The 18,229-nt window shown below is 56.2% G+C and carries 17 protein-coding genes; 10 read left to right on the top strand and 7 right to left on the bottom strand.

Translation table 11 applies throughout. The features are described from left to right. Nucleotides 1–10: 10 nt before the first annotated feature. Nucleotides 11–661 (top strand): serine/threonine protein kinase, encoded by a 651-nt coding sequence (locus TEU_RS01805; protein ID WP_050002161.1) that lies wholly within the window; start codon nt 11–13, stop codon nt 659–661. Here TEU_RS01805 and TEU_RS01800 read toward each other — a convergent pair. Then, entirely contained in the window at nt 629–955 is a 327-nt protein-coding gene (locus tag TEU_RS01800; RefSeq protein WP_050002160.1) for a hypothetical protein, read from the bottom strand. The two genes, TEU_RS01805 and TEU_RS01800, sit on opposite strands and share 33 nt — an antisense overlap. Before the next feature lie 121 nt (nt 956–1,076). Between TEU_RS01800 and TEU_RS01795 the strand changes: the two genes are divergently transcribed. The 4 genes from TEU_RS01795 (at nt 1,077) to TEU_RS01780 (ending at nt 8,873) form a co-directional block, all read left to right on the top strand. Continuing rightward, on the top strand, nt 1,077–2,945 hold the full coding sequence (locus TEU_RS01795) for an alpha/beta hydrolase family protein (protein ID WP_050002159.1): 1,869 nt from the start codon (nt 1,077–1,079) through the stop codon (nt 2,943–2,945). A 205-nt stretch (nt 2,946–3,150) separates the two neighbouring features. Continuing rightward, a complete protein-coding gene (locus tag TEU_RS01790; protein ID WP_050002158.1) occupies nt 3,151–6,138 on the top strand; it encodes an OB-fold nucleic acid binding domain-containing protein in 2,988 nt (995 codons plus the stop codon). A gap of 5 nt (nt 6,139–6,143) precedes the next feature. Continuing rightward, the gene (locus TEU_RS01785) at nt 6,144–7,466 is read left to right on the top strand and encodes a tripartite tricarboxylate transporter permease (RefSeq protein ID WP_050003908.1); all 1,323 of its coding nucleotides are present in this window, start codon (nt 6,144–6,146) and stop codon (nt 7,464–7,466) included. Between the two features lie 6 nt (nt 7,467–7,472). Continuing rightward, complete coding sequence (locus tag TEU_RS01780) at nt 7,473–8,873, top strand: metal-dependent hydrolase (protein WP_050002157.1); 1,401 nt, start codon at nt 7,473–7,475, stop codon at nt 8,871–8,873. Here TEU_RS01780 and TEU_RS01775 read toward each other — a convergent pair. Then, a complete protein-coding gene (locus tag TEU_RS01775; RefSeq protein WP_050002156.1) occupies nt 8,870–9,727 on the bottom strand; it encodes a class I SAM-dependent methyltransferase in 858 nt (285 codons plus the stop codon). The two genes, TEU_RS01780 and TEU_RS01775, sit on opposite strands and share 4 nt — an antisense overlap. Before the next feature lie 78 nt (nt 9,728–9,805). On the opposite strand from TEU_RS01775, the gene TEU_RS01770 reads away from it, so the two are divergent. Both TEU_RS01770 and TEU_RS01765 read left to right on the top strand, forming a co-directional pair. Then, on the top strand, nt 9,806–10,498 hold the full coding sequence (locus TEU_RS01770) for an RAD55 family ATPase (protein ID WP_050002155.1): 693 nt from the start codon (nt 9,806–9,808) through the stop codon (nt 10,496–10,498). After that, nucleotides 10,495–10,938 carry a hypothetical protein gene (locus TEU_RS01765; RefSeq protein ID WP_050002154.1) on the top strand — a complete coding sequence of 148 codons (444 nt, stop codon included), beginning with the start codon at nt 10,495–10,497 and terminating at the stop codon, nt 10,936–10,938. The genes TEU_RS01770 and TEU_RS01765 overlap by 4 nt, the downstream gene beginning before the upstream one ends. Here the strand turns inward: TEU_RS01765 and TEU_RS01760 are convergent. Continuing rightward, a complete protein-coding gene (locus TEU_RS01760; RefSeq protein WP_050002153.1) occupies nt 10,935–11,867 on the bottom strand; it encodes a dipeptidase in 933 nt (310 codons plus the stop codon). The genes TEU_RS01765 and TEU_RS01760 overlap by 4 nt on opposite strands. A gap of 4 nt (nt 11,868–11,871) precedes the next feature. Then, complete coding sequence (locus TEU_RS01755) at nt 11,872–12,948, bottom strand: hypothetical protein (protein WP_050002152.1); 1,077 nt, start codon at nt 12,946–12,948, stop codon at nt 11,872–11,874. Between the two features lie 61 nt (nt 12,949–13,009). Here TEU_RS01755 and TEU_RS01750 point away from each other — a divergent pair, with 61 nt between their 5' ends. The 3 genes from TEU_RS01750 to TEU_RS01740 all read left to right on the top strand — a co-directional run bounded on the left by TEU_RS01750 (nt 13,010) and on the right by TEU_RS01740 (nt 15,435). Further along, complete coding sequence (locus TEU_RS01750; RefSeq protein WP_050003907.1) at nt 13,010–13,558, top strand: DUF531 domain-containing protein; 549 nt, start codon at nt 13,010–13,012, stop codon at nt 13,556–13,558. Further along, a complete protein-coding gene (locus TEU_RS01745; RefSeq protein WP_050002151.1) occupies nt 13,534–14,031 on the top strand; it encodes a signal peptidase I in 498 nt (165 codons plus the stop codon). The genes TEU_RS01750 and TEU_RS01745 overlap by 25 nt, the downstream gene beginning before the upstream one ends. Before the next feature lie 117 nt (nt 14,032–14,148). Further along, complete coding sequence (locus TEU_RS01740; protein WP_050002150.1) at nt 14,149–15,435, top strand: NAD(P)-dependent malic enzyme; 1,287 nt, start codon at nt 14,149–14,151, stop codon at nt 15,433–15,435. Here the strand turns inward: TEU_RS01740 and TEU_RS01735 are convergent. The 3 genes from TEU_RS01735 to TEU_RS01725 are packed head-to-tail and all read right to left on the bottom strand — an operon-like array spanning nt 15,426 to nt 18,091. Beyond that, the gene (locus TEU_RS01735; protein WP_050002149.1) at nt 15,426–15,941 is read right to left on the bottom strand and encodes a FumA C-terminus/TtdB family hydratase beta subunit; all 516 of its coding nucleotides are present in this window, start codon (nt 15,939–15,941) and stop codon (nt 15,426–15,428) included. The genes TEU_RS01740 and TEU_RS01735 overlap by 10 nt on opposite strands. Beyond that, complete coding sequence (locus TEU_RS01730) at nt 15,932–16,783, bottom strand: fumarate hydratase (protein ID WP_050002148.1); 852 nt, start codon at nt 16,781–16,783, stop codon at nt 15,932–15,934. The genes TEU_RS01735 and TEU_RS01730 overlap by 10 nt, the downstream gene beginning before the upstream one ends. A 15-nt stretch (nt 16,784–16,798) precedes the next feature. Beyond that, entirely contained in the window at nt 16,799–18,091 is a 1,293-nt protein-coding gene (locus TEU_RS01725) for an ATP-binding protein (RefSeq protein ID WP_050002147.1), read from the bottom strand. Between the last annotated feature and the right edge of the window lie 138 nt (nt 18,092–18,229).

Here is an 18,229-nt window from a genome sequence, read left to right as displayed (position 1 = left end):
CTTATCGAGAATGACGTTCGAGAACATCATTGGTCGTAAAAGGCTTGAGCGGTTTTTGACCCGCCTCGGTGAACTTGGGTTTGATGGGGTTAGGCCGCTCTCCAAGGGGACGACGAGCCTCGTGTTCGTGGGAGAGTTTAAGGGAAAAAAGGCCATCGTAAAGCTCCAGAGACCAGACTCCCCGAGGAGCAACTTCGACAGGGAGGCCGATATACTTAAGGCCATACGGCCTTTTGGAATAACCCCGCCGTTGCTCTTCACCGGGACGTTTGAGGGACTCCCCTACATCGTCAGGGAGTTCGCCGAGGGCGAGCCTATACTCTACGCCGACATCGAAAAGCGCCACCTCTTTCAGATAGCCGAAAAGACTGCCCTCCTCGACAGGCTCGGCCTCGACCACGGCCAGATGCAGGGGGGCAAGCACATCATAGTTGGCGCCCGTGTGTGGATTATAGACTTCGAGAAGGCAGGCTGGAGGAAGCCCAACAACCTCACGTCAACTTTTTCAATGCTGTTCGTGGGTAAAAACGCGATTTCCGAGAGGCTCTACTCAAAGTTCGACCTCGACGAGGGCTTTCGAGAGAATGTTAAAGAAGCGCTGAGGGAATACAAGAGGACTGGCCGGCTCTCACGCCTTCTGGAGCTCCTTTCCGGTCTTTAGCCTGTCTGCCCAGACCGCAAGAAGCGGGACAACAACGGCAAGGGCTATGAGCCCAATCCTCGGGTCGAGGAAGTAGTTGAACACGAGGATTACCACTACCGAGATTCCAATCATGATAAAGAGGTCTCTGTCGTAGAGCCTCGACTTCGCGAGGATGTTCTGCTCGCGGGCGGTGTACGCTAGGTACGCCGGAATTCCAATGGCCGCCACCGCTATCCCTATGTAGTTCTTGAGCAGGAGTGAGAGGACTATCCCAGTTGAGAAGATTATCGCTATAGCGCTCGTCTCCTTCACGTCTCTCACCTGGCCCATCATATCGGCGGGCTCTTTTTTAAATGTTCTCCGTGCCCAATGCTGTCCATCAAAGTTAAGCTTATATACTCCGCTGTGTCTATTGAAACCTGGTGATAGCGTTATGACCGGCATCGAATGGAACCACGAGACCTTTTCTAAGTTCGCCTACCTGGGCGACCCGAGGATACGGGGAAACTTAATCGCGTACACCCTGACGAAGGCCAACATGAAGGACAACAAGTACGAGAGCACGGTTGTTGTTGAAGACCTTGAAACGGGCTCAAGGCGCTTCATCGAGAACGCCTCAATACCGAGGATTTCGCCAGACGGCAGAAAGCTCGCCTTCACCCGCTTTAACGAGGAGAAGAAGGAGACCGAGATATGGGTGGCCGATATCCAGACCCTGAGCGCCAAGAAAGTCCTCTCAACTAAAAACGTCCGCTCGATGCAGTGGAACGACGATTCGAGGAGACTCTTAGTTGTCGGCTTCAAGAGGAGGGACGATGAGGACTTCGTCTTTGACGACGACGTCCCGGTCTGGTTCGACAATATGGGATTCTTCGACGGGGAGAAGACCACATTCTGGGTTCTCGACACTGAAAGCGAGGAGATACTCGAACAGTTTGAGAAGCTGAGGTTTTCGAGTGGCCTCTGGCACGGCGATGCGATAGTTGTGAACGTCCCGCACCGCGAGGGGAGCAAGCCTGCCCTGTTCAAGTTCTACGACATAGTCCTATGGAAGGACGGGGAGGAAGAGAAGCTCTTCGAGAGGGTCTCCTTCGAGGCGGTTGACTCCGACGGAAAGAGAATACTCCTGAGGGGCAAGAAAGAAAAGCGGTTCATCAGCGAGCACGACTGGCTGTACCTCTGGGACGGCGAGCTTAAACCGATCTACGAGGGCCCGCTCGACGTCTGGGAAGCCAAGCTCACGGAAGGAAAGGTCTACTTCCTCACTCCAGATGCGGGCAGGGTAAACCTCTGGCTCTGGGACGGGAAGGCCGAGCGTGTTGTTACCGGCGACCACTGGATTTACGGGCTTGACGTCAGCGATGGCAAAGCATTGCTCCTCATCATGACCGCCACGAGGATAGGCGAGCTCTACCTCTACGACGGCGAGCTGAAACAGGTCACCGAATACAACGGGCCGATATTCAGGAAGCTCAAGACCTTCGAGCCGAGGCACTTCCGCTTCAAGAGCAAAGACCTCGAGATAGACGGCTGGTACCTCAGGCCGGAGGTTAAAGAGGAGAAGGCCCCGGTGATAGTCTTCGTCCACGGCGGGCCGAAGGGGATGTACGGCCACCGCTTCGTCTACGAGATGCAGCTGATGGCGAGCAAGGGCTACTACGTCGTCTTCGTGAACCCGCGCGGCAGCGACGGCTATAGCGAAGACTTCGCGCTCCGCGTCCTGGAGAGGACTGGCTTGGAGGACTTTGAGGACATAATGAACGGCATCGAGGAGTTCTTCAAGCTCGAACCGCAGGCCGACAGGGAGCGCGTTGGAATAACGGGCATAAGCTACGGCGGCTTCATGACCAACTGGGCCTTGACTCAGAGCGACCTCTTCAAGGCAGGAATAAGCGAGAACGGCATAAGCTACTGGCTCACCAGCTACGCCTTCTCGGACATAGGGCTCTGGTACGACGTCGAGGTCATCGGGCCAAATCCGTTAGAGAACGAGAACTTCAGGAAGCTCAGCCCGCTGTTCTACGCTCAGAACGTGAAGGCGCCGATACTCCTAATCCACTCGCTTGAGGACTACCGCTGTCCGCTAGACCAGAGCCTTATGTTCTACAACGTGCTCAAGGACATGGGCAAGGAAGCCTACATAGCGATATTCAAGCGCGGCGCCCACGGCCACAGCGTCCGCGGAAGCCCGAGGCACAGGGCGAAGCGCTACAGGCTCTTCATAGAGTTCTTCGAGCGCAAGCTCAAGAAGTACGAGGAGGGCTTTGAGGTAGAGAAGATACTCAAGGGGAATGGGAACTGATGTTATCTTTTTTCTTCTTAACGCGATTTTCCTTGTCTTGACACTGTCCAGTGTGGACTTTTAATCAGAGTATTTAATTATTTCTCCAACGTGTAATGTACTATTTTGCTCAAAACTGCCCAACTCTGCCTTATTTTGACACGAAAATGTTAAAAATACAATCCATCAACTGGGTTGCCAAATCAATGGCCAGGAGGTATCATGTATGACGGAAAAGAAACGTGAGAAAAAGCTCTACTACCACGGGCTGAAAGAACAGAAGAAGCTCGACGTGTCGAGGCTCAAATATATCTCCATTCTCCTGTCGGTAATCGGCGTCGCTATTCTTCTCGTCGCCGCTCAGAGTGCTCAGGCTCCTCTTGTGAAAGTAAGCGACGTCTACGGCAACTACATGATGAACTACGCGGTGGTGAGGGTTAGCGGCACAGTGGCCAGTGTTCCCTACGTGTCGCAGTCGGGCGGAAAGCTTTCCTTAACTTTCACGGTTGACGATGGGACGGGTCAAATTGACGTCAGGGTATACTCGCCACTCGCCGATGAGATGCTGAAAAAGGGCGTTATCCCTTTCCCAGGGGACAACGTGACTGCAGAAGTCCAGCTCCGCGTGAGGGAGACGTACACCTACTCGATGCTCCAGTACCTCGACGGCCTGAAGTTCGACTCGAAGCTCTACTCCGAGAACCCTCAGGTCGTCACTTCCCTGACCCCCGATATGGCCAACACCTACGTGGCTGTTGAGGGCATCGTCACCGAGTTCTTAAACGTCAGCTCTGGATACCTGCTTACTGTGGACACGGGCGACTCTGAGGTTGCAGTCCTTATCCCAAGGGTTCTGCTGGTCTTCAATGACTTCAATGTGAAAGTTGGCGACACTGTGTACGCCCCGGGAATAGTTTATCTCTACAAGGGTTCATCTCCTGAGATAGTCGTTAGGGACCTCTCCCAGGTCTCGGTAAAGTCTATTGAAAACGCCCCAGTCGTTCAGATAGGAGAAGCCCACGGCTATCCAGGAATGGCAATGTCCGTTGAGGGTTCCCTTGCGGGCGTAACCTACGAGAGCGGCCGCTACGTGATTACCCTTACCGACGGTCAGAACTACCTTGAGGTCATTGCCCCGCGCGAGGTTCTCGCAAACCTCGACCCGTTCAGAGTATCGAGCGAGAGCGTCATTAAGGTTGCCGGAAAGATGGGAGACGACGGCAGGCTCGTTGCGGCTTACCTGAGCATCGTCAAGCCCGGTAAGGCCGAGTTCAGGCCCATCGGAACCCTAACCTCTGACATGATTGGCTCGATAGTTGCGGTGAAGGGCAACATCGAGGAAGTCGTCAGGGTGGGCTCCAACCTCAAGCTCGTTGTTGACGACGGAACTGGAAAGATTGACGTCTTCATTCCGTCGGCAACCCTCGCCGAGATTTCCAACGAGACTATTGACAAGCTCAAGGACGGTCTCGGTGTTGAGGTTGGCGGATACCTCGAGGAGTACCGCGGTGCGCTTGAAATAGTTGTTTACACTGGAGCCGGCATAAGGGCCCTTGGAGAACCCGTCCGGCCCCAGACCGTTGAGCTCCCGAGGGTCAGCGCCTCTCAGCTCGCTGACTACAAGGGTCAGCCCGTTGAGTTCGCTGGCTCTCTGGAGGGAGTAACGTACTCCGACGGCACATACTACATCACCGTCGACGGTGTTAAAGTCTCCCTCCAGAGGGATGCACTCCTCAACCTCAACCCGCTCGAAGCGGGTACCGGTAGCCAGGTCGTTGTCAGGGGCACGGTCGTTGATGAGAGCCTTGTGAAGGGCGAGAACATCACGGTTGAAGTGCCCGTGGCCCCGGTTCCGCTCAAGCCCGACGAGGTCACAACGGAGATGGAGGGTCAGCTCGTCGCGGTCGTCGGCAAGGTCACTGACGTGGCAAACCTCAGCGGCAACCTCAAGATAACCATCGGTAACCTGCCGGTCTTCGTTCCGAGGGCGGCTGCCAATGAGCTGACCTATGTTCCGTCTGCTGGCGATATCGTGCAGGTCGGTGGATACGTTGAAATCTACCGCGGCGAGCCAGAGGTTGTCGTCTTCAACCCTCTCGCCATTGAAAAGCTCCAGCAGGGCGGATCAGTCGAAGGAACGGTCTCCGACCTGAAGACCGCCTCTGAACCGCTCCTCCTGGCTGTAAATTGGGACTCAATTGCCTACCAGAAGCCGGACTACGCCCTGACAGTCAGCGATTCCACCGGAAGCGCGACGCTCCTCGCCGAGCGCTCGCTCCTGCCGAACCCGCTTGAAGCCGGTACCGGAAGCACCCTTAAGGTAGTTGCTGACCCGCTCTCCGGCAGAATAACCCAGCTTGAGGTCATCAAGGCCAAACCATCGCCACTGCTCGGCACGGGTGCCGTCGACCTCTCCATGAAGGGCAAGACCGTTGCCGTAAAGGGAACCGTTTCCGAGGTTGCCACCGTTGGAAGCAACCTCAAGCTGAAGGTGGACGATGGAAGCGGTGAGGTAACGGTCTTCATACCGGGTGGAGCCGACCTCAGCGTCAAGGAGGAGCAGATTGTCAGTGCAGCTGGATACGTTGATGAGTACAACGGTGAGGCGGAGATAGTCGTCTACGACCTCAACGCGGTCATCGTGGAAGAGGCACCTTCCGAGGGCCCCTCTGAGGAGACCTCCGCAACGGAAGAAGTGAAAGTCGCCGAGCTTTCAAGTGCCACCGGAGTCGTTAACCTCACGGTGGTATGGGACGAGCTTGGCTACGACAACGGCTACTTCATGAAAGTCCACGACGACAGCGGAAGTGCAGAGCTCCCGGTCCAGAGAGAGCTCCTCCCAGACCCGAGGGAAGCTGGAACCGGAAGCACCCTCAGGATAACCTACGACGCTGACGCCAAGAAGGTCGTCTCCATAACCGTTGTTGAGGCAGTCCCGGCGGAGGAGCTCAAGACCGGCAAGGTCACCCTTGACCTGCTCGGAAAGACCGTCGTTGTCGAGGGCACCGTTAAGGACGTCTATGTGGGCAGTTCCTTCATCAAGCTTACCGTAGACGACGGAAGCGGCGAGCTGGTGGTATTCATTCCGAAGAGCGTTGCTGGAGACATGAGCTTCGAGAAGGGCCAGACGGTCAGAGTAGCGGGCTACGTCTCGGAGTACAAGGGAACCGTTGAGGTCATTCCCTACAGAACTGACTGTATCGAGGTGAGGTGATGGCCATGATTCCCCTCTCCGACCTTTTACTTTGGTCGTTCGCTGGAGTGCTGTTCGGCTCACTAATCTCGTGGATTCCGGGGTTCCACATATTCAACATAATGGCCCTCCTCGTGGCGGTCTTTGGCGTCGGCGAGCTCATGCCCGTGCAGGCCTTCCCGTTCTTCGCCATAGGGGCCATAGTGGCCTATGCCTTCGTAAGCGCGATATCGAGCGTCTACTTCAGCGTCGCCGACGAGAGCGCGGTGTTCCTCCTCTTCCCGACCCAGCGCTACCTGCTCCTAGGCAGGGGACATGAGGCGGTTCTCCTTTACCTCATCGGTGCAGTTGCAGGAACCCTCGTCCTCGTGCTGGGGGCGCTCTTCATATTCCCGAAGGTTCTACCTCCAATCTACCAGGCCACCAGCCCCTACATAACCTACTTCCTCGTCGCCATAGTGGTCTTCATGTTCATGAGTGAGTGGCCCAAGGAAGGCGACCGCGGAAAGACGCCCCTCCAGAGGCTCTGGCTGGCCTGGAGGCAGATACTCGGCGGAATCCTAGTGTTCTTCATCTCAGGAATACTGGGCTTCATCGTTATGAACACCAACCTCCTTCCGACTACGAGCGCCTACACCAGGCTGACCCCGATGTTCATAGGCTTCTTTGGAATGTCGTGGGTTCTCCTCAACATACTCTCCAACCCGCCGATGCTTGAGCAGGTCCCAGAGGACAAGGTCGAGAGTAGCATATACAACGCCCTCAAGGCCACCTTCGGTGGAGCGCTCGGTGGAACCATAGCGGCAGTCTACCCAATAATCACCGGAGGTATGGGTGCGCTCGTAGCCGGCCACATGACGAGCCAGCGTGGAGACGATGCCTTCATCATAAGCCAGGGCGTGAACAGGGTCATCTACTACGTTGGAGCCTTCACGCTCCTCTTCCTGCCGAACCTCAGGCTCACGAGGGGAGCGGCGGCATGGCTCGTGAGCTCAGTTTACACGCCAAAGAGCTACTCGGAGTACCTTGCCGCCATGGGCGTCATACTGCTCAGCGCGGGAATAAGCTTCCTGTTCACCTACTACCTCTCCAAGTTCATAGCCAGGAGCTTCAACGTCCTCCACATCAAGAAGCTCTCGTACATCGTGGCAGTAGTCCTAGTAGTTATCTCCTACCTCCTCACGGGCCCGATGGGAGTTGTCGTGCTCTTCGTCTCAACGGCCATTGGAATGATGGCGGCGGCCTTCAACACCAGGAGGAGCTACTGCCTTGGAGGGCTCGTACTGCCCGTGCTCATCAGCATGACTGGACACACCGGGTACTTCATGCACCTGCTCGGGCTGGGGTGATGTAAGATGAGAGGATTCACGCACTACATATCGGGTCTCGCGGCGGCGACCTTCTTCGCCGCCCTCGTCGGCGACCTGCGCCTCGGCATACTCATCCCCGTCATAGCTGCAGCCGCTGCCTACTTCCCTGACTTCGTGGACTTCAAGTTCGGGAAGTTCTTCGCCAGAAGGGACTACGAGATAGACCCGGCCCCGTGGGACGAGAAGAAGCACTACGCTCCGAAGCTCGTTAAAATCAGCGAGCTTAGCGAGAAGAACCGCTACCAGTTCTTTGCCGTCGAGGGAAAGGTCGAGGAAATCCTCGTCCGGGGTTCAGGAAAGCTCACTTACAAGGTGCTCCGCGAGGACGGAACGGAAGAGACCGTGACGGATAGCTACAACAGCATAGTCTTCACCCTCAACGACGGAACAGGGAAGATTACCGTTGAGGCCTTCGGAGATGACTACGAGTTCTTCGAGGAGGAGTTCGGAAAGATAGAGGAAGGCAGGGAGATGCTCGTCTTTGGCTACGTCGATGTTGATGAGGACGGCTCCCTCAAGCTCGTCGTCAGCGACGCACCGCACCCGCAGGGCATAGCGGAGACGATAGCAAGGGCCATCGAGGAGGCCTACCACGAGGGCGAGAGGATAGTCAAGATACACAACATCCGCCTGCCAGGAGACGTTTACAGGCAGTTCTTCGTCCACCTCGACCCGCCGAAGAGGGAAGTCCGCGTCGAGATGGGGCCGATAGTGACCCCTGGAGGAGTGGCCATAACGGACAAGCCGCCCGAGTACAGGCGCTATGGAATAGCGAAGGTCAGCGTTCCCTTCATCAAGACCTACCCCAAGCCCACGAGGATAGACTCCTTCTCCGGCCCGGAGATAGCGTTCAGGAGAGCCACGTTCAAGGGCAAGACCGTCGTCAAGGACAGGTTTTTGCCATGGCACCACGGCTTCAGCCACTCCCTCACGATGGGCATCATAATAGGCCTCGTCGTCTTCGCCTTCTTCAAGCTGATAGGCTATTCGCACGCCACGGAGCTTGCCATCGCTTCAATGATTGGCCAGTGGCTCCACGTCTTCGAAGACCAGCTCGGATTCATGGGAAGCAACCTCCTGCCACCCATCACCAAGGACGTTATCCCCGGTTTCAAGCTCGGCGAGAGCGGCAGCGGGCTCACCAACTTCTCCACCGCCTGGCTGATGATAGCCTTTATGATATGGAACTTCAACCGCTTCACCGACCCGAGACCCATACCGATGAGCGACGCAAAGCTGCTCCTCCTGCTGGCGTGGCCGTCAATAATAGGCTTTGGAATTGCAATACTCAGGAGCTTCAAGCTCAGAAGGGAGATAGCCGAGCTGATGGACTACTACACGAACCTTGAGGCCTTCGAAGAGCTTGAAGAGGTCGGAGGGATTTAATCCCTTCCCCCCTTCTTTTCGGGTTTTCTCGCAACGACTCCAAGCGCTTCCTCGACCCTTTTAACCCCCATGAAGCCCGCTCTCCTCAGCCGCTCCATGACGCCCTTCTGAAGGTCTTTCCCCCGGTATTTCTTTCCTGGGTTACCTACGTAGTGGAAGAGCCTTCCTCCGGGTTTTAAAACCCTGAAAAGCTCGCGGTAGAACTCTTCCGAGTAGAGGTGGCCGGCTAACGAGAATCGCGGCGGGTCGTGGATTACAACGTCAAAGCTCCCGTCCTTGAACTTCTTCACGACCTCGAAGGCGTCTCCCTGAATCACCTGGATTTTTCCGCCCGTGAAGAGCTCCCTGCTCCAGGGGTTTATCCTTGCCAGCTCGATGACGTTGGGGTCTTTCTCGATGGTTATGACATACGCCCCGCGCTTCGAGGCCTCTATGGCGGTGTAGCCGAGCCCCATGCAGGTGTCGAGGACGGTCTCTCCTTCCTTTGGCTTGACCGTGTTCACCTTGTTCCTCGTGTCCTGGAGGGGGTTTACCCCCTTAGTCCTGTGCATCCTGATGCCGTTTATCTCTATCGTCGGCGGGATTGTTGGAACGAGCTTGTAGAAGTGCTCACCCGCTATCGCCGCCTTGTAGACCTTCCCGTCCTTAACGAAGTAGACGCTCCCCTCGTCCCTCGCAATTCTTTCGATTATTTCCCTCTCAACCCGCGTACCGTCGGGAAAGATGAACTCGGCGCCTTCTCGGACAACTTCCCACGTCCTGTTTGTTTTTCTAAGGTCGAGGTTGAGCTTAACTGCCCCCCTTGAAAGGAGCATTCTCCTTGCGTCCCTGGCCGTTAAAAAGTAAGCGTCCATGCCTTTCCCCAGCCTTACAGTCCGCCATACTTTTATATAATTTTGCACCTTGGTTTTATTATTGTGGGGGGCGAAAACATGACGTGGGGAAGGATCCCCTCCGGGGTGCCCGGCTTTGACGAGCTAATTGAGGGGGGATTTATACCCGGAAAGGCTTACCTAGTGACTGGTCCTCCTGGGAGCGGGAAGACGACCTTCGCAATGCAGTTCCTTGCAGAGGGTGCAAGGAACGGCGAACGCGTTGCTTACATCTCACTCGTCTACAAGCCTGATGAAGTTCTCAAGGATTTTGAGCGCTTTGATCCGCGGGTGAAGGACTACGTTGCCAATGGGAACTTCATCCTCTACGACCTTGGGAGGGAGCTCTGGGGCTCCACTGCCAAACCTCCCCAGTGGAGCAGTGTGATGATCCGCATTAAAGACCTCGCGAGGGAGGCGAATGTCTCACGGCTCGTGATAGATCCCCTGACGGCGATAGACTTTCCAACCACCAATCTTGCGGAGAAGAGGGCCGAGCTGGCGACGTTTATTAGGACAATCGAGGATCTGGGGATAACCAGTATCTTCATTGCTGAAATGACTGAACTCGACCGCTATACGGAGGAATACTACCTGGTTGATGGCGTTATAATGCTTCACTACTACTTGGACGGTGCCGATATGGTGAGGGCGATTCAGGTTCTCAAGATGCGCAGGACGAACCACGAAACGAAGATGCACCGAATTGAGTTCGGGCCTCGCGGGCTCTACGTCAGGGGGCCGCTCGTATGAGCAAACGCTTCAGCGAAAAGCCGGTGACGGTAAAGGAGATACTATTGGAGACCGACCCCGTACGAAAGGCCTACTTACTCGGCTATCTCTTGGGCTACTCGGGTCATCTCGCGTGGAGCGGGTGGGCCAGGGAGCTTAAGAACCGTGTTTTCATGGAGGCAGAGGCCAATAACGTCCTGTCGAGTGCTGTCAATGCTTTCAAAAAAGGGAGGCGAAAGGGGGCCTCTGACAGGGAGCAGGCCATAGCGCTTGGTAGTTACAGTCCCCCTACCCTTGAGGTCGAGCTCAGCACTGAGACAGTTCGTTCAGCCACGGAGCGTTCAAAGACTTTCGGCATGCTCTCAGTACGTCTCACTGGCGAGGTGAGATTCCTCGGCTTTGTGGGTTTTCCCAACAGCAAGAGGCCCCTAAGATGCCCCTCCTTCCTGAGGAAGCCTTAGGTTATCCTCTCAAAAACCCTCTCAAAGTTTTTGAACGTTATTGCCTCTACCTCTTTCTCGCTGAAGTTCTCCTTCAGCATCTCCACCAGCGCGGGAATCTTTGACTCGTTTTCAAAGCCCTCAACGCTCCTTCCGCTCCAGCCCTGGAGGTAGTAAACAAAGTCAAAGCCGAGGCCGACGTGTTTGTAGCCGATGAGGTCTGCCATGTACTTTATGTGCTCCACGTACTTCCCCAGTGTTGGCCTTTCCCTGTCCACGAAGCTCGGTATCGCAACTGCCCCGACGACACCGTCCCTCTCGGCTATCGCCTTCAGCTGGTCGTCCGTCAGGTTTCTTGGGTTGTCGCAGAGGGCCCTTGCGTTGGAGTGGGAGGCTATGACCGGGAAAGACGTTACATCAAGGGTGTCCCAGAAGCCGGCCTCGTTTATGTGGCTGAGGTCTATAACGATGCCGAGCTCCTCTGCCTTGCCGACGACCTCGACGCCGAAGTTGGTGAGTCCGCCGCCAGTTCTCTCAAAGACACCGTCGCCTATCGCGTTGCGCAGGCTCCAGGTCAGTGTTAGAACCCTAAGGCCGAGCCTGTGGAAGACCTCAAGGACGTCGAGGCTCTCCCCTATTGGCTCTCCGCCCTCAAGGCCGAGCCAGAGGGCGACCCTCCCGTCTTCTATGGCTTTTTTCATTTCTTTGACTGTTGTGACTAATTCAAAGCGCTCGCTCTCTTCAACGTCCCTCAGAAGAGCGTTTAGGACTTCCAGGCCGTAGGTGGTGGCGTCTTTTCTCCTCTCGGGCCTCGTCCAGATTGCCATAACCCTCGAACTAACCCAGCCGTTGAAGAACTTCTTATAGTTTTCCTCAAGGACGCGCGTTTTTCCGGCCTTTCTCTCATCATAGACAAAGGTCGGCAGGTCGGAATGGGCATCGAAAATCATGGGCTCACCCAAGGGACATGGTCTCTATGTCCCTTAAGGTTTCCTCTCTGACGTGTGGTAGAGGTATCAGCTCCGCGACCTTCTCGGCGTCCTCGTACTCCTCCCTCTCTGCGAGGGCAAGGGCTATCCCCCTGAGGGCGCTGCTCTTCCTGGTTGCATCGTCTATCAGCTGTGCGAAGGCAAGGGCTTCCCTCAGGCTTCCAAGCTGGGTAAGAAGGGTTGCTATCCTCTCGGCGCTCGCGGGTGAGAGCTCGACTTCTCTTGTCTCCTTAAGGGCCTCTTCGACCACGTCAATATAAGTCGGGTCGTTTACGCGCTTCATCCACAGAGCGGCCTCAAGCTCTCCTATAAGCCTAGACGCCCCCCTAAACTTCCTCCTTATGAGTGCCAGTGCGTAGTGGTAACGCCCCTCAAGTAGGGCCCGCCGTATCTCGGGCAGGCCCGTCTCGCTGGTAATCTCTGCCAGCTGGAGCTTCTTCTCAACGACCCCTGCCCTCTGGTTCACGTGGAGTTTGTCAAAGATATCGAAGGCTATTCTGTAGAACTCTATTGCGTTCTTTGAGAACAGCGCGTCTCCAGCGTTTTCTAGGAGTTCAGCCACCCTAAGGAGGCCGTCAACTTTGGCCCGGTACTCAACCTCGGCCCTGGCTATCACTTCAAAGGCCGTATTAAAGAGCTCCATTGCGGTCTCGGCGTCGCCGGTGGTGGCGATGTAGTAGGCTACAGTCGCTATGGCCTGTCCCCGTGCCAGGGGGTCCTTAATCTTCCCGGCCTCATCTATGGCCGTGTTAAATGCCTCTGAGGCTTCATTGTAGTATCCCAGGGTGTGAAAAGCAAACGCGATTATGCCGTATCCTACTGTTCTGGTGTACGGGTCCTTACAGTGCCCAGCTATGTATTCGGCGTCCTCAATGAGTCCTATAATCCAGTCCTCAGGATTGCCTTTCTCCTTCATAATTATGGCGACGTCTATGAGGGCCTTTATCTGGTCTAGCCTGCTGTCAAGTTCTTCAATCCGCCCGAGCGCGTCCTCAAACTGCCCCCTCTCCGCCAGAGCCCGGATATCCTCTAGAGTGGTCATAGTGGTTTTTACTAGCTTCTAAACCCTTATAAACATTCCCAGTGTTCTAAGAACCATGCCGATGCTGACCTTAGCCTTGTACAACACATACGATGTTAGGAGGCTTCACGAGGCCCATCTTCGTGCGATAGCCCGCTCCGCTCCGATAGCATACGCCTACGGCTTTCACCTGGCCCTTGTGGGGTTCCCCTTCGACGGAAAGCCCCTCGACGTTGCGGAGGAAGTCAGCGGGCACACCACGATAGGAGAGGGGGGTAAGTACCTGATTGAGCTCGCCCGCGGGAACCGCTTCCACCTGCTGGACTTCCCGAAGAGGGGATTTCCGCCCCAGTTTGGGGTTCCTGTGGCGACCACGAGAAAGCCTTCTGGGGATAAGGAGATAACCCCCTTAGAACTTGCTGAGAGGGCTCTCAACGGCGAGCGTTTTCTGCTCCTCATCGGGCTCGGGAGACACGGTCTCCCGAAGGAAACCTTTAAGTTGGCACGCTATCATATGGACGTCACGGGCAAGAGAGTCAGCCTTGAGACGTGCACCGCGATAGGTGCCATAGCCGTTAGAATCGCCACGTATATGGAGGCCCTGAGATGGGGGAGTGGAAGAGGGAAGTAGCGTGGCTCGTTGTTGCACTGGTCGTCGTCTTTGGAATCCACGTGGGGCTTAGGGTGGCCCTCCACACGGACTCTCCCTTAGTTATAGTCGTCAGCGGCTCGATGGAGCCGGTGTTTTACCGGGGAGACATCGTCCTCCTGAGGGGCGTTACGAGCCCCGACCAAGTGGAGGTCGGCGACGTTATAGTCTACAAGCGCCCCGGTTACGAGTACCCGATAATCCACCGCGTCCGGTACGTTTCCACCGTTAAAATCAACGGAAGGCCCGAGACGTGCTACGTGACGTGGGGGGACAACAACCCCGTCCCCGACCCCCCGTACCCCTCCTCTGAAGGCCCGCTGGAAGTCTTGCTCCCCGAGGGGTATATGGCCGGCTGTGTCCCAGCCTACGCCGTCGAGGCCAAGGCCGAGATGGTGTTCCCGAAGATAGGCCTCATTCCGCTCTGGATTCGCACCGCTTTGGGGCTGGGATGATGTGAGGGTAGGTAGCTGAGCCGTGATGAGCTAATCGGCCCCTGACCGGTTCTTGTCAATTTTTCCCTTCATCGAAAGGCATTTTAACTTCCTCATGCCAACCCCTCCGGTGGTTGAATGGACGCGAAGGAGTTTCACAGGGGCAACTTCATAGGCAACGGCAAGATAGAGGTCATTCCGAAGGTTCCCCTCACCAGGGAGACGCTCCCGCTGGCCTACACGCCAGGCGTCGCCGAGGTTTCGCGTGAGATAAGCAGAGAACTTGAGAAGGTTTTCGAATATACCAATCGGGCTAACACGGTTGCGGTGGTGAGCGACGGGAGCAGGGTTCTCGGCCTCGGCGACGTAGGGCCTCTCGGCGCCCTACCCGTGATGGAAGGAAAGGCGCTTCTCTTCAAGGCCTTCGGCGGTGTTGATGCCTTTCCGCTCGTTCTGGCGGAAAAAGAACCAGAAAGGTTCATCGAGGTCGTTAAGGCCGTTTCACCCTCCTTTGGTGGGATAAACCTCGAAGACATAGCCTCGCCGAAGTGCTTCTACATCTTGGAGAGGCTCAGGGAAGAGCTGGAGGTACCTGTCTTTCACGACGACCAGCAGGGGACAGCGAGCGTCGTTCTGGCTGGCCTTATCAACGCCCTCAAGGTCGTCGGCAAGAAGCTGGGGGAGGTCAGCATCGCACTGTTCGGGGCCGGTGCTGCCGGTTTTGCAACGCTCAGGCTCCTCGTCAAGGCTGGCGTCAAGCCTGAAAACGTCCGCGTCGTTGAGCTCGTTGATGGGAAGCCGAGGGTTCTGACTTCAGACCTTCCCCTTGAAGAGCTGTTTCCATACAGGGGCGAACTTCTGGCAAGAACGAACGGCGAGGGAGTTGAGGGAGGTTCGGCTGAGGCGCTCAGGGGAGCGGACGTTCTCATCTCATTCACGAGGCCCGGGCCGGGCGTCATAAAACCCGAGTGGGTAAGAGGCATGGCCGACGACGCGATAGTGTTTCCGCTCGCCAATCCAACGCCCGAGATACTGCCGGAAGAGGCAAAGAAAGCCGGTGCGAGGATCGTGGCAACGGGGAGGAGCGACTACCCGAACCAGATAAACAACCTGCTCGGTTTCCCTGCAATCTTCCGCGGGGCCCTTGACGTGAGGGCCAGGACGATAACGGACGGCATGATAATCGAAGCCTCAAAGGCCATGGCCTCCGTGATAGAGCCGAGCGAGGAGGAGATAATCCCCTCACCCTTCCACCCCGACGTTCACCCCACTGTGGCGAAGGCTGTCGCTGAGGAAGCCATGAAGGAAGGCGTTGCAAGGGTTCGCGTTAATCCAGAGGAGGTCGCGGAGAGGCTAAGGAAGTGGAGGGAGTTCTACTCCAGGTTCATAGTCCCCATGAATGATGAGCGTAAGGCCTACCGGTAGAGCGAGTTCCCGTGCGCGTCGATTGCAACCAGCAGGGGGAAGTCCTCCACCTCAAGGACCCAGAGGGCCTCAGGTATTCCGAGGTCAAGCCAGTGGACGGCCCTGACCCGCTTTACGCTTTTGGCGGCGAGTGAGCCGGCCCCTCCAGTGAAGGCGAAGTAAATCGCTCTGCCCCTGAACGGCTCAGCTTTCATTCCTCCCTTCCCTATTATCCCCCTGACGCCCAGGTCAAGAACCCCGTCGAGGTAGCGGTTCATTCTCGCGCTCGTCGTCGGCCCTGCCGAGACTACCTCGTAGCCCTCTCCAGTTTTCCTCACGACGGGCCCGCAGTGGTAGATTACGGCCCCCTCGGGGTTGAAGGGCAGTTCCTCCTTCGGAAGGCTCAGAATCCTCCTGTGGGCCGAGTCCCTCGCGGTAACGATTTCTCCCGATAGGTAAACGACGTCCCCCACCTCCAGTCTAAGGACATCCTCCGTGCTCAGCGGGGTTCTCAGCCTCACTGCCACACCTCGACCCTCCCGTCGGGTTTTATCCTCACGAAGGCCCGCCTGTTGGCCCAGCACTGGACTATTAGACCAACGGGGAAGCTCGCAGGATGCCTGTGGGTGACCTCTATCTTCACGTCCAGAGCGGTCGTTTTCCCGCCCATCCCCATCGGGCCGACTCCGAGGGCGTTGATTTCCTCCAGAAGCTCCCCCTCGATTTCTGCAATCCTTTCGTCAGGGTTCCTCTCGCCGACCCTCCTGAGGAGGGCCTTCTTCGCCAGCAGGAGGGAGTAATCGGCGCCACCGCCGACGCCTATGCCCAGGACAACCGGTGGACAGGGCTTTCCACCGCAGGCCTTAATCCTCTCGACCACGAAGCGCTTAACTCCTTCCCAGCCCTCGCCTGGCGTGAGCATTGCCAAGGCGGAGCAGTTCTCGCTTCCGCCACCCTTGGGGAGTACCGCTATTCTTATAGCATCACCAGGGACGAGCTCCCAGTGGATTACTGGAACGTCTTTGCCCGTGTTGTCGCCGGAGTTTTCCCCTGTGAGAACGTCCACGGCGTTGGGCCTGAGCGGGATTTCCGTGGTAGCTTTTCTCGTCGCCTCGACGAGCCAGTCTTTAACTTCTCCGAGAAACGGGCTCTCCACGCCGGCCTCTACGAAGAACGTAAGCGTCCCCGTGTCCTGGCAGACGGGTATTGACTCGGTTCTGCCAATCTCTATCGCCCTCAAGATGTTCCCGAGGTTGAAGCGCGCCACATCGTTGTCCTCGCGCTCGTAGGCTTCTCTCAAAGCGGAAACGACGTCGTCTGGAATCCTCGTCACAGCGAGCCTTATCGCCTCGACGATGGCATCTATCAATAGGCACTCACCTGTCTAAGGTTGGGTGTGAAAGTTAAAAAGATTGACGCGAAAATTTAAAAGCCATCTCCAGAGGGGAACGGCGTTAACCCGTAGTCCGTCCCTCGTTATTTCTCCGGAGTAGTCCCACGTCACGAGCGTCCCTGTTTTCACGCCGAAGAGTTCCATAACTCTGAACAGGCTTTCCAGCTCCCTCTTTGCTATCTCCCCTTCCTCTGAAGCGTAGGTGACCTGAATCAGCTCAACACTTCCGTTCTCTTTGGCGACGAAGTCCACCTCGCCTTTGGTGTCCCGATAATGGTAGAGTTCAACACTGGGTCTCTTGTAATATTTGAACCGTAGGAGTTCAAGGAAGACGACGTTCTCCATGAGTCTGCCGATGTTCTCGGAAACCTTCGGCAGGACGGCGTTGAGCATTCCCGTGTCGATTGCATAGACCTTTTTATCGCCTCTAACGACTTCCTTCGGCTTGAAGGAGAACTTGGGAAGCTCGAATATCAGGTAGGCCGATTGGAGATCCTCGACGTAGTTCTTGACCGTCTCGACGTTGCCGATTCTAAGGACGTTCTTTGTCTTGCTATAGGTAAACCTGCCCGCGAAGTTCGAGAAGAGATAGAACGCGGCCTCCTTCAGCTCGCGGACGTTTCTAATGCCGTAGCGGACTATAACGTCCCTCGTGATTATGTCGTTGTAGAGGTTCACGAGGTACTCCCTGCCGAAGCGCAGTGCCTCTGGAAAGCCCCCGCGCTCGATGTACTCCGTTAGGGCTCTCTTTACCCTTGCCTCGTCCCTCGTGGTTCTAACCTCCGGCTTAATTCCCCTGTAAGCTAAGAACTCTCTGAACGAAAACGGGAGGAGGGTGTAGCTCAGGTACCTGCCGGTCAGGTAGGTTGAGAACTCCCGCGAGAGCAGGCGGGCGTTGCTTCCCGTGACGACGGTGGGATAGCTCTCCCTCAGAACCGAGACCATTCGCTCCCAGCCTTCAACTTCCTGAACCTCGTCGAGGACTATGTAGTCGAACTCGCCGAGGAGCTCGTAACCGGCTTTGAGTAGCTCTTTGTAGTCCCTCACCTCGAACCCTGCCATCGCAGGATCCTCGAAGTTCACGTAGAGTGGCTTGCCCGGCAGGGTTGCCGAGAGAACGGACTTTCCGGAGCGCCTCGGCCCCGTTATTATGTGGGCCGTTGGGCTGAAGTTTTTCACTATCTTCTCTTTTAGCTCCCTCTCGACGATGTTCTCCCTTTCGAGCTTCTCGCGGAGGGTCTCCCATTGGTCGGCTAAAATCCTTTTGAGTTTCTCCGCCTTCATGGGCTAAACTGGTGCAAACTTCCTATAAAGTTTACCACTATACTGGCGGACTTTTTCCCAAAACTCTACCACCATACTGGTAAACATTTCGCCCAAACTATCACACTATACTGGTAGTATCTGCCCCGAGAACACCGA

Origin of the sequence: Thermococcus eurythermalis (genome assembly GCF_000769655.1) — an archaeon.
Taxonomy (GTDB): Archaea; Methanobacteriota_B; Thermococci; order Thermococcales; family Thermococcaceae; genus Thermococcus; species Thermococcus eurythermalis.
The sequence above is the reverse complement of the archived record's forward strand: the minus strand, read 5'-3'. Positions and strand labels throughout refer to the sequence as shown.

Excerpts from the sequence above, each read along its gene's own strand:
- TEU_RS01780 (WP_050002157.1), top strand. The coding sequence starts at position 7,473 with ATGAGAGGATTCACGCACTACATATCGGGTCTCGCGGCGGCGACCTTC.
- TEU_RS01755 (WP_050002152.1), bottom strand. The coding sequence starts at position 12,948 with ATGACCACTCTAGAGGATATCCGGGCTCTGGCGGAGAGGGGGCAGTTT.
- TEU_RS01785 (WP_050003908.1), top strand. The coding sequence starts at position 6,144 with ATGATTCCCCTCTCCGACCTTTTACTTTGGTCGTTCGCTGGAGTGCTG.
- TEU_RS01750 (WP_050003907.1), top strand. The coding sequence starts at position 13,010 with ATGCTGACCTTAGCCTTGTACAACACATACGATGTTAGGAGGCTTCAC.
- TEU_RS01740 (WP_050002150.1), top strand. The coding sequence starts at position 14,149 with ATGGACGCGAAGGAGTTTCACAGGGGCAACTTCATAGGCAACGGCAAG.
- TEU_RS01770 (WP_050002155.1), top strand. The coding sequence starts at position 9,806 with ATGACGTGGGGAAGGATCCCCTCCGGGGTGCCCGGCTTTGACGAGCTA.
- TEU_RS01805 (WP_050002161.1), top strand. The coding sequence starts at position 11 with ATGACGTTCGAGAACATCATTGGTCGTAAAAGGCTTGAGCGGTTTTTG.
- TEU_RS01725 (WP_050002147.1), bottom strand. The coding sequence starts at position 18,091 with ATGAAGGCGGAGAAACTCAAAAGGATTTTAGCCGACCAATGGGAGACC.
- TEU_RS01765 (WP_050002154.1), top strand. The coding sequence starts at position 10,495 with ATGAGCAAACGCTTCAGCGAAAAGCCGGTGACGGTAAAGGAGATACTA.
- TEU_RS01760 (WP_050002153.1), bottom strand. The coding sequence starts at position 11,867 with ATGATTTTCGATGCCCATTCCGACCTGCCGACCTTTGTCTATGATGAG.
- TEU_RS01745 (WP_050002151.1), top strand. The coding sequence starts at position 13,534 with ATGGGGGAGTGGAAGAGGGAAGTAGCGTGGCTCGTTGTTGCACTGGTC.
- TEU_RS01795 (WP_050002159.1), top strand. The coding sequence starts at position 1,077 with ATGACCGGCATCGAATGGAACCACGAGACCTTTTCTAAGTTCGCCTAC.
- TEU_RS01775 (WP_050002156.1), bottom strand. The coding sequence starts at position 9,727 with ATGGACGCTTACTTTTTAACGGCCAGGGACGCAAGGAGAATGCTCCTT.
- TEU_RS01790 (WP_050002158.1), top strand. The coding sequence starts at position 3,151 with ATGACGGAAAAGAAACGTGAGAAAAAGCTCTACTACCACGGGCTGAAA.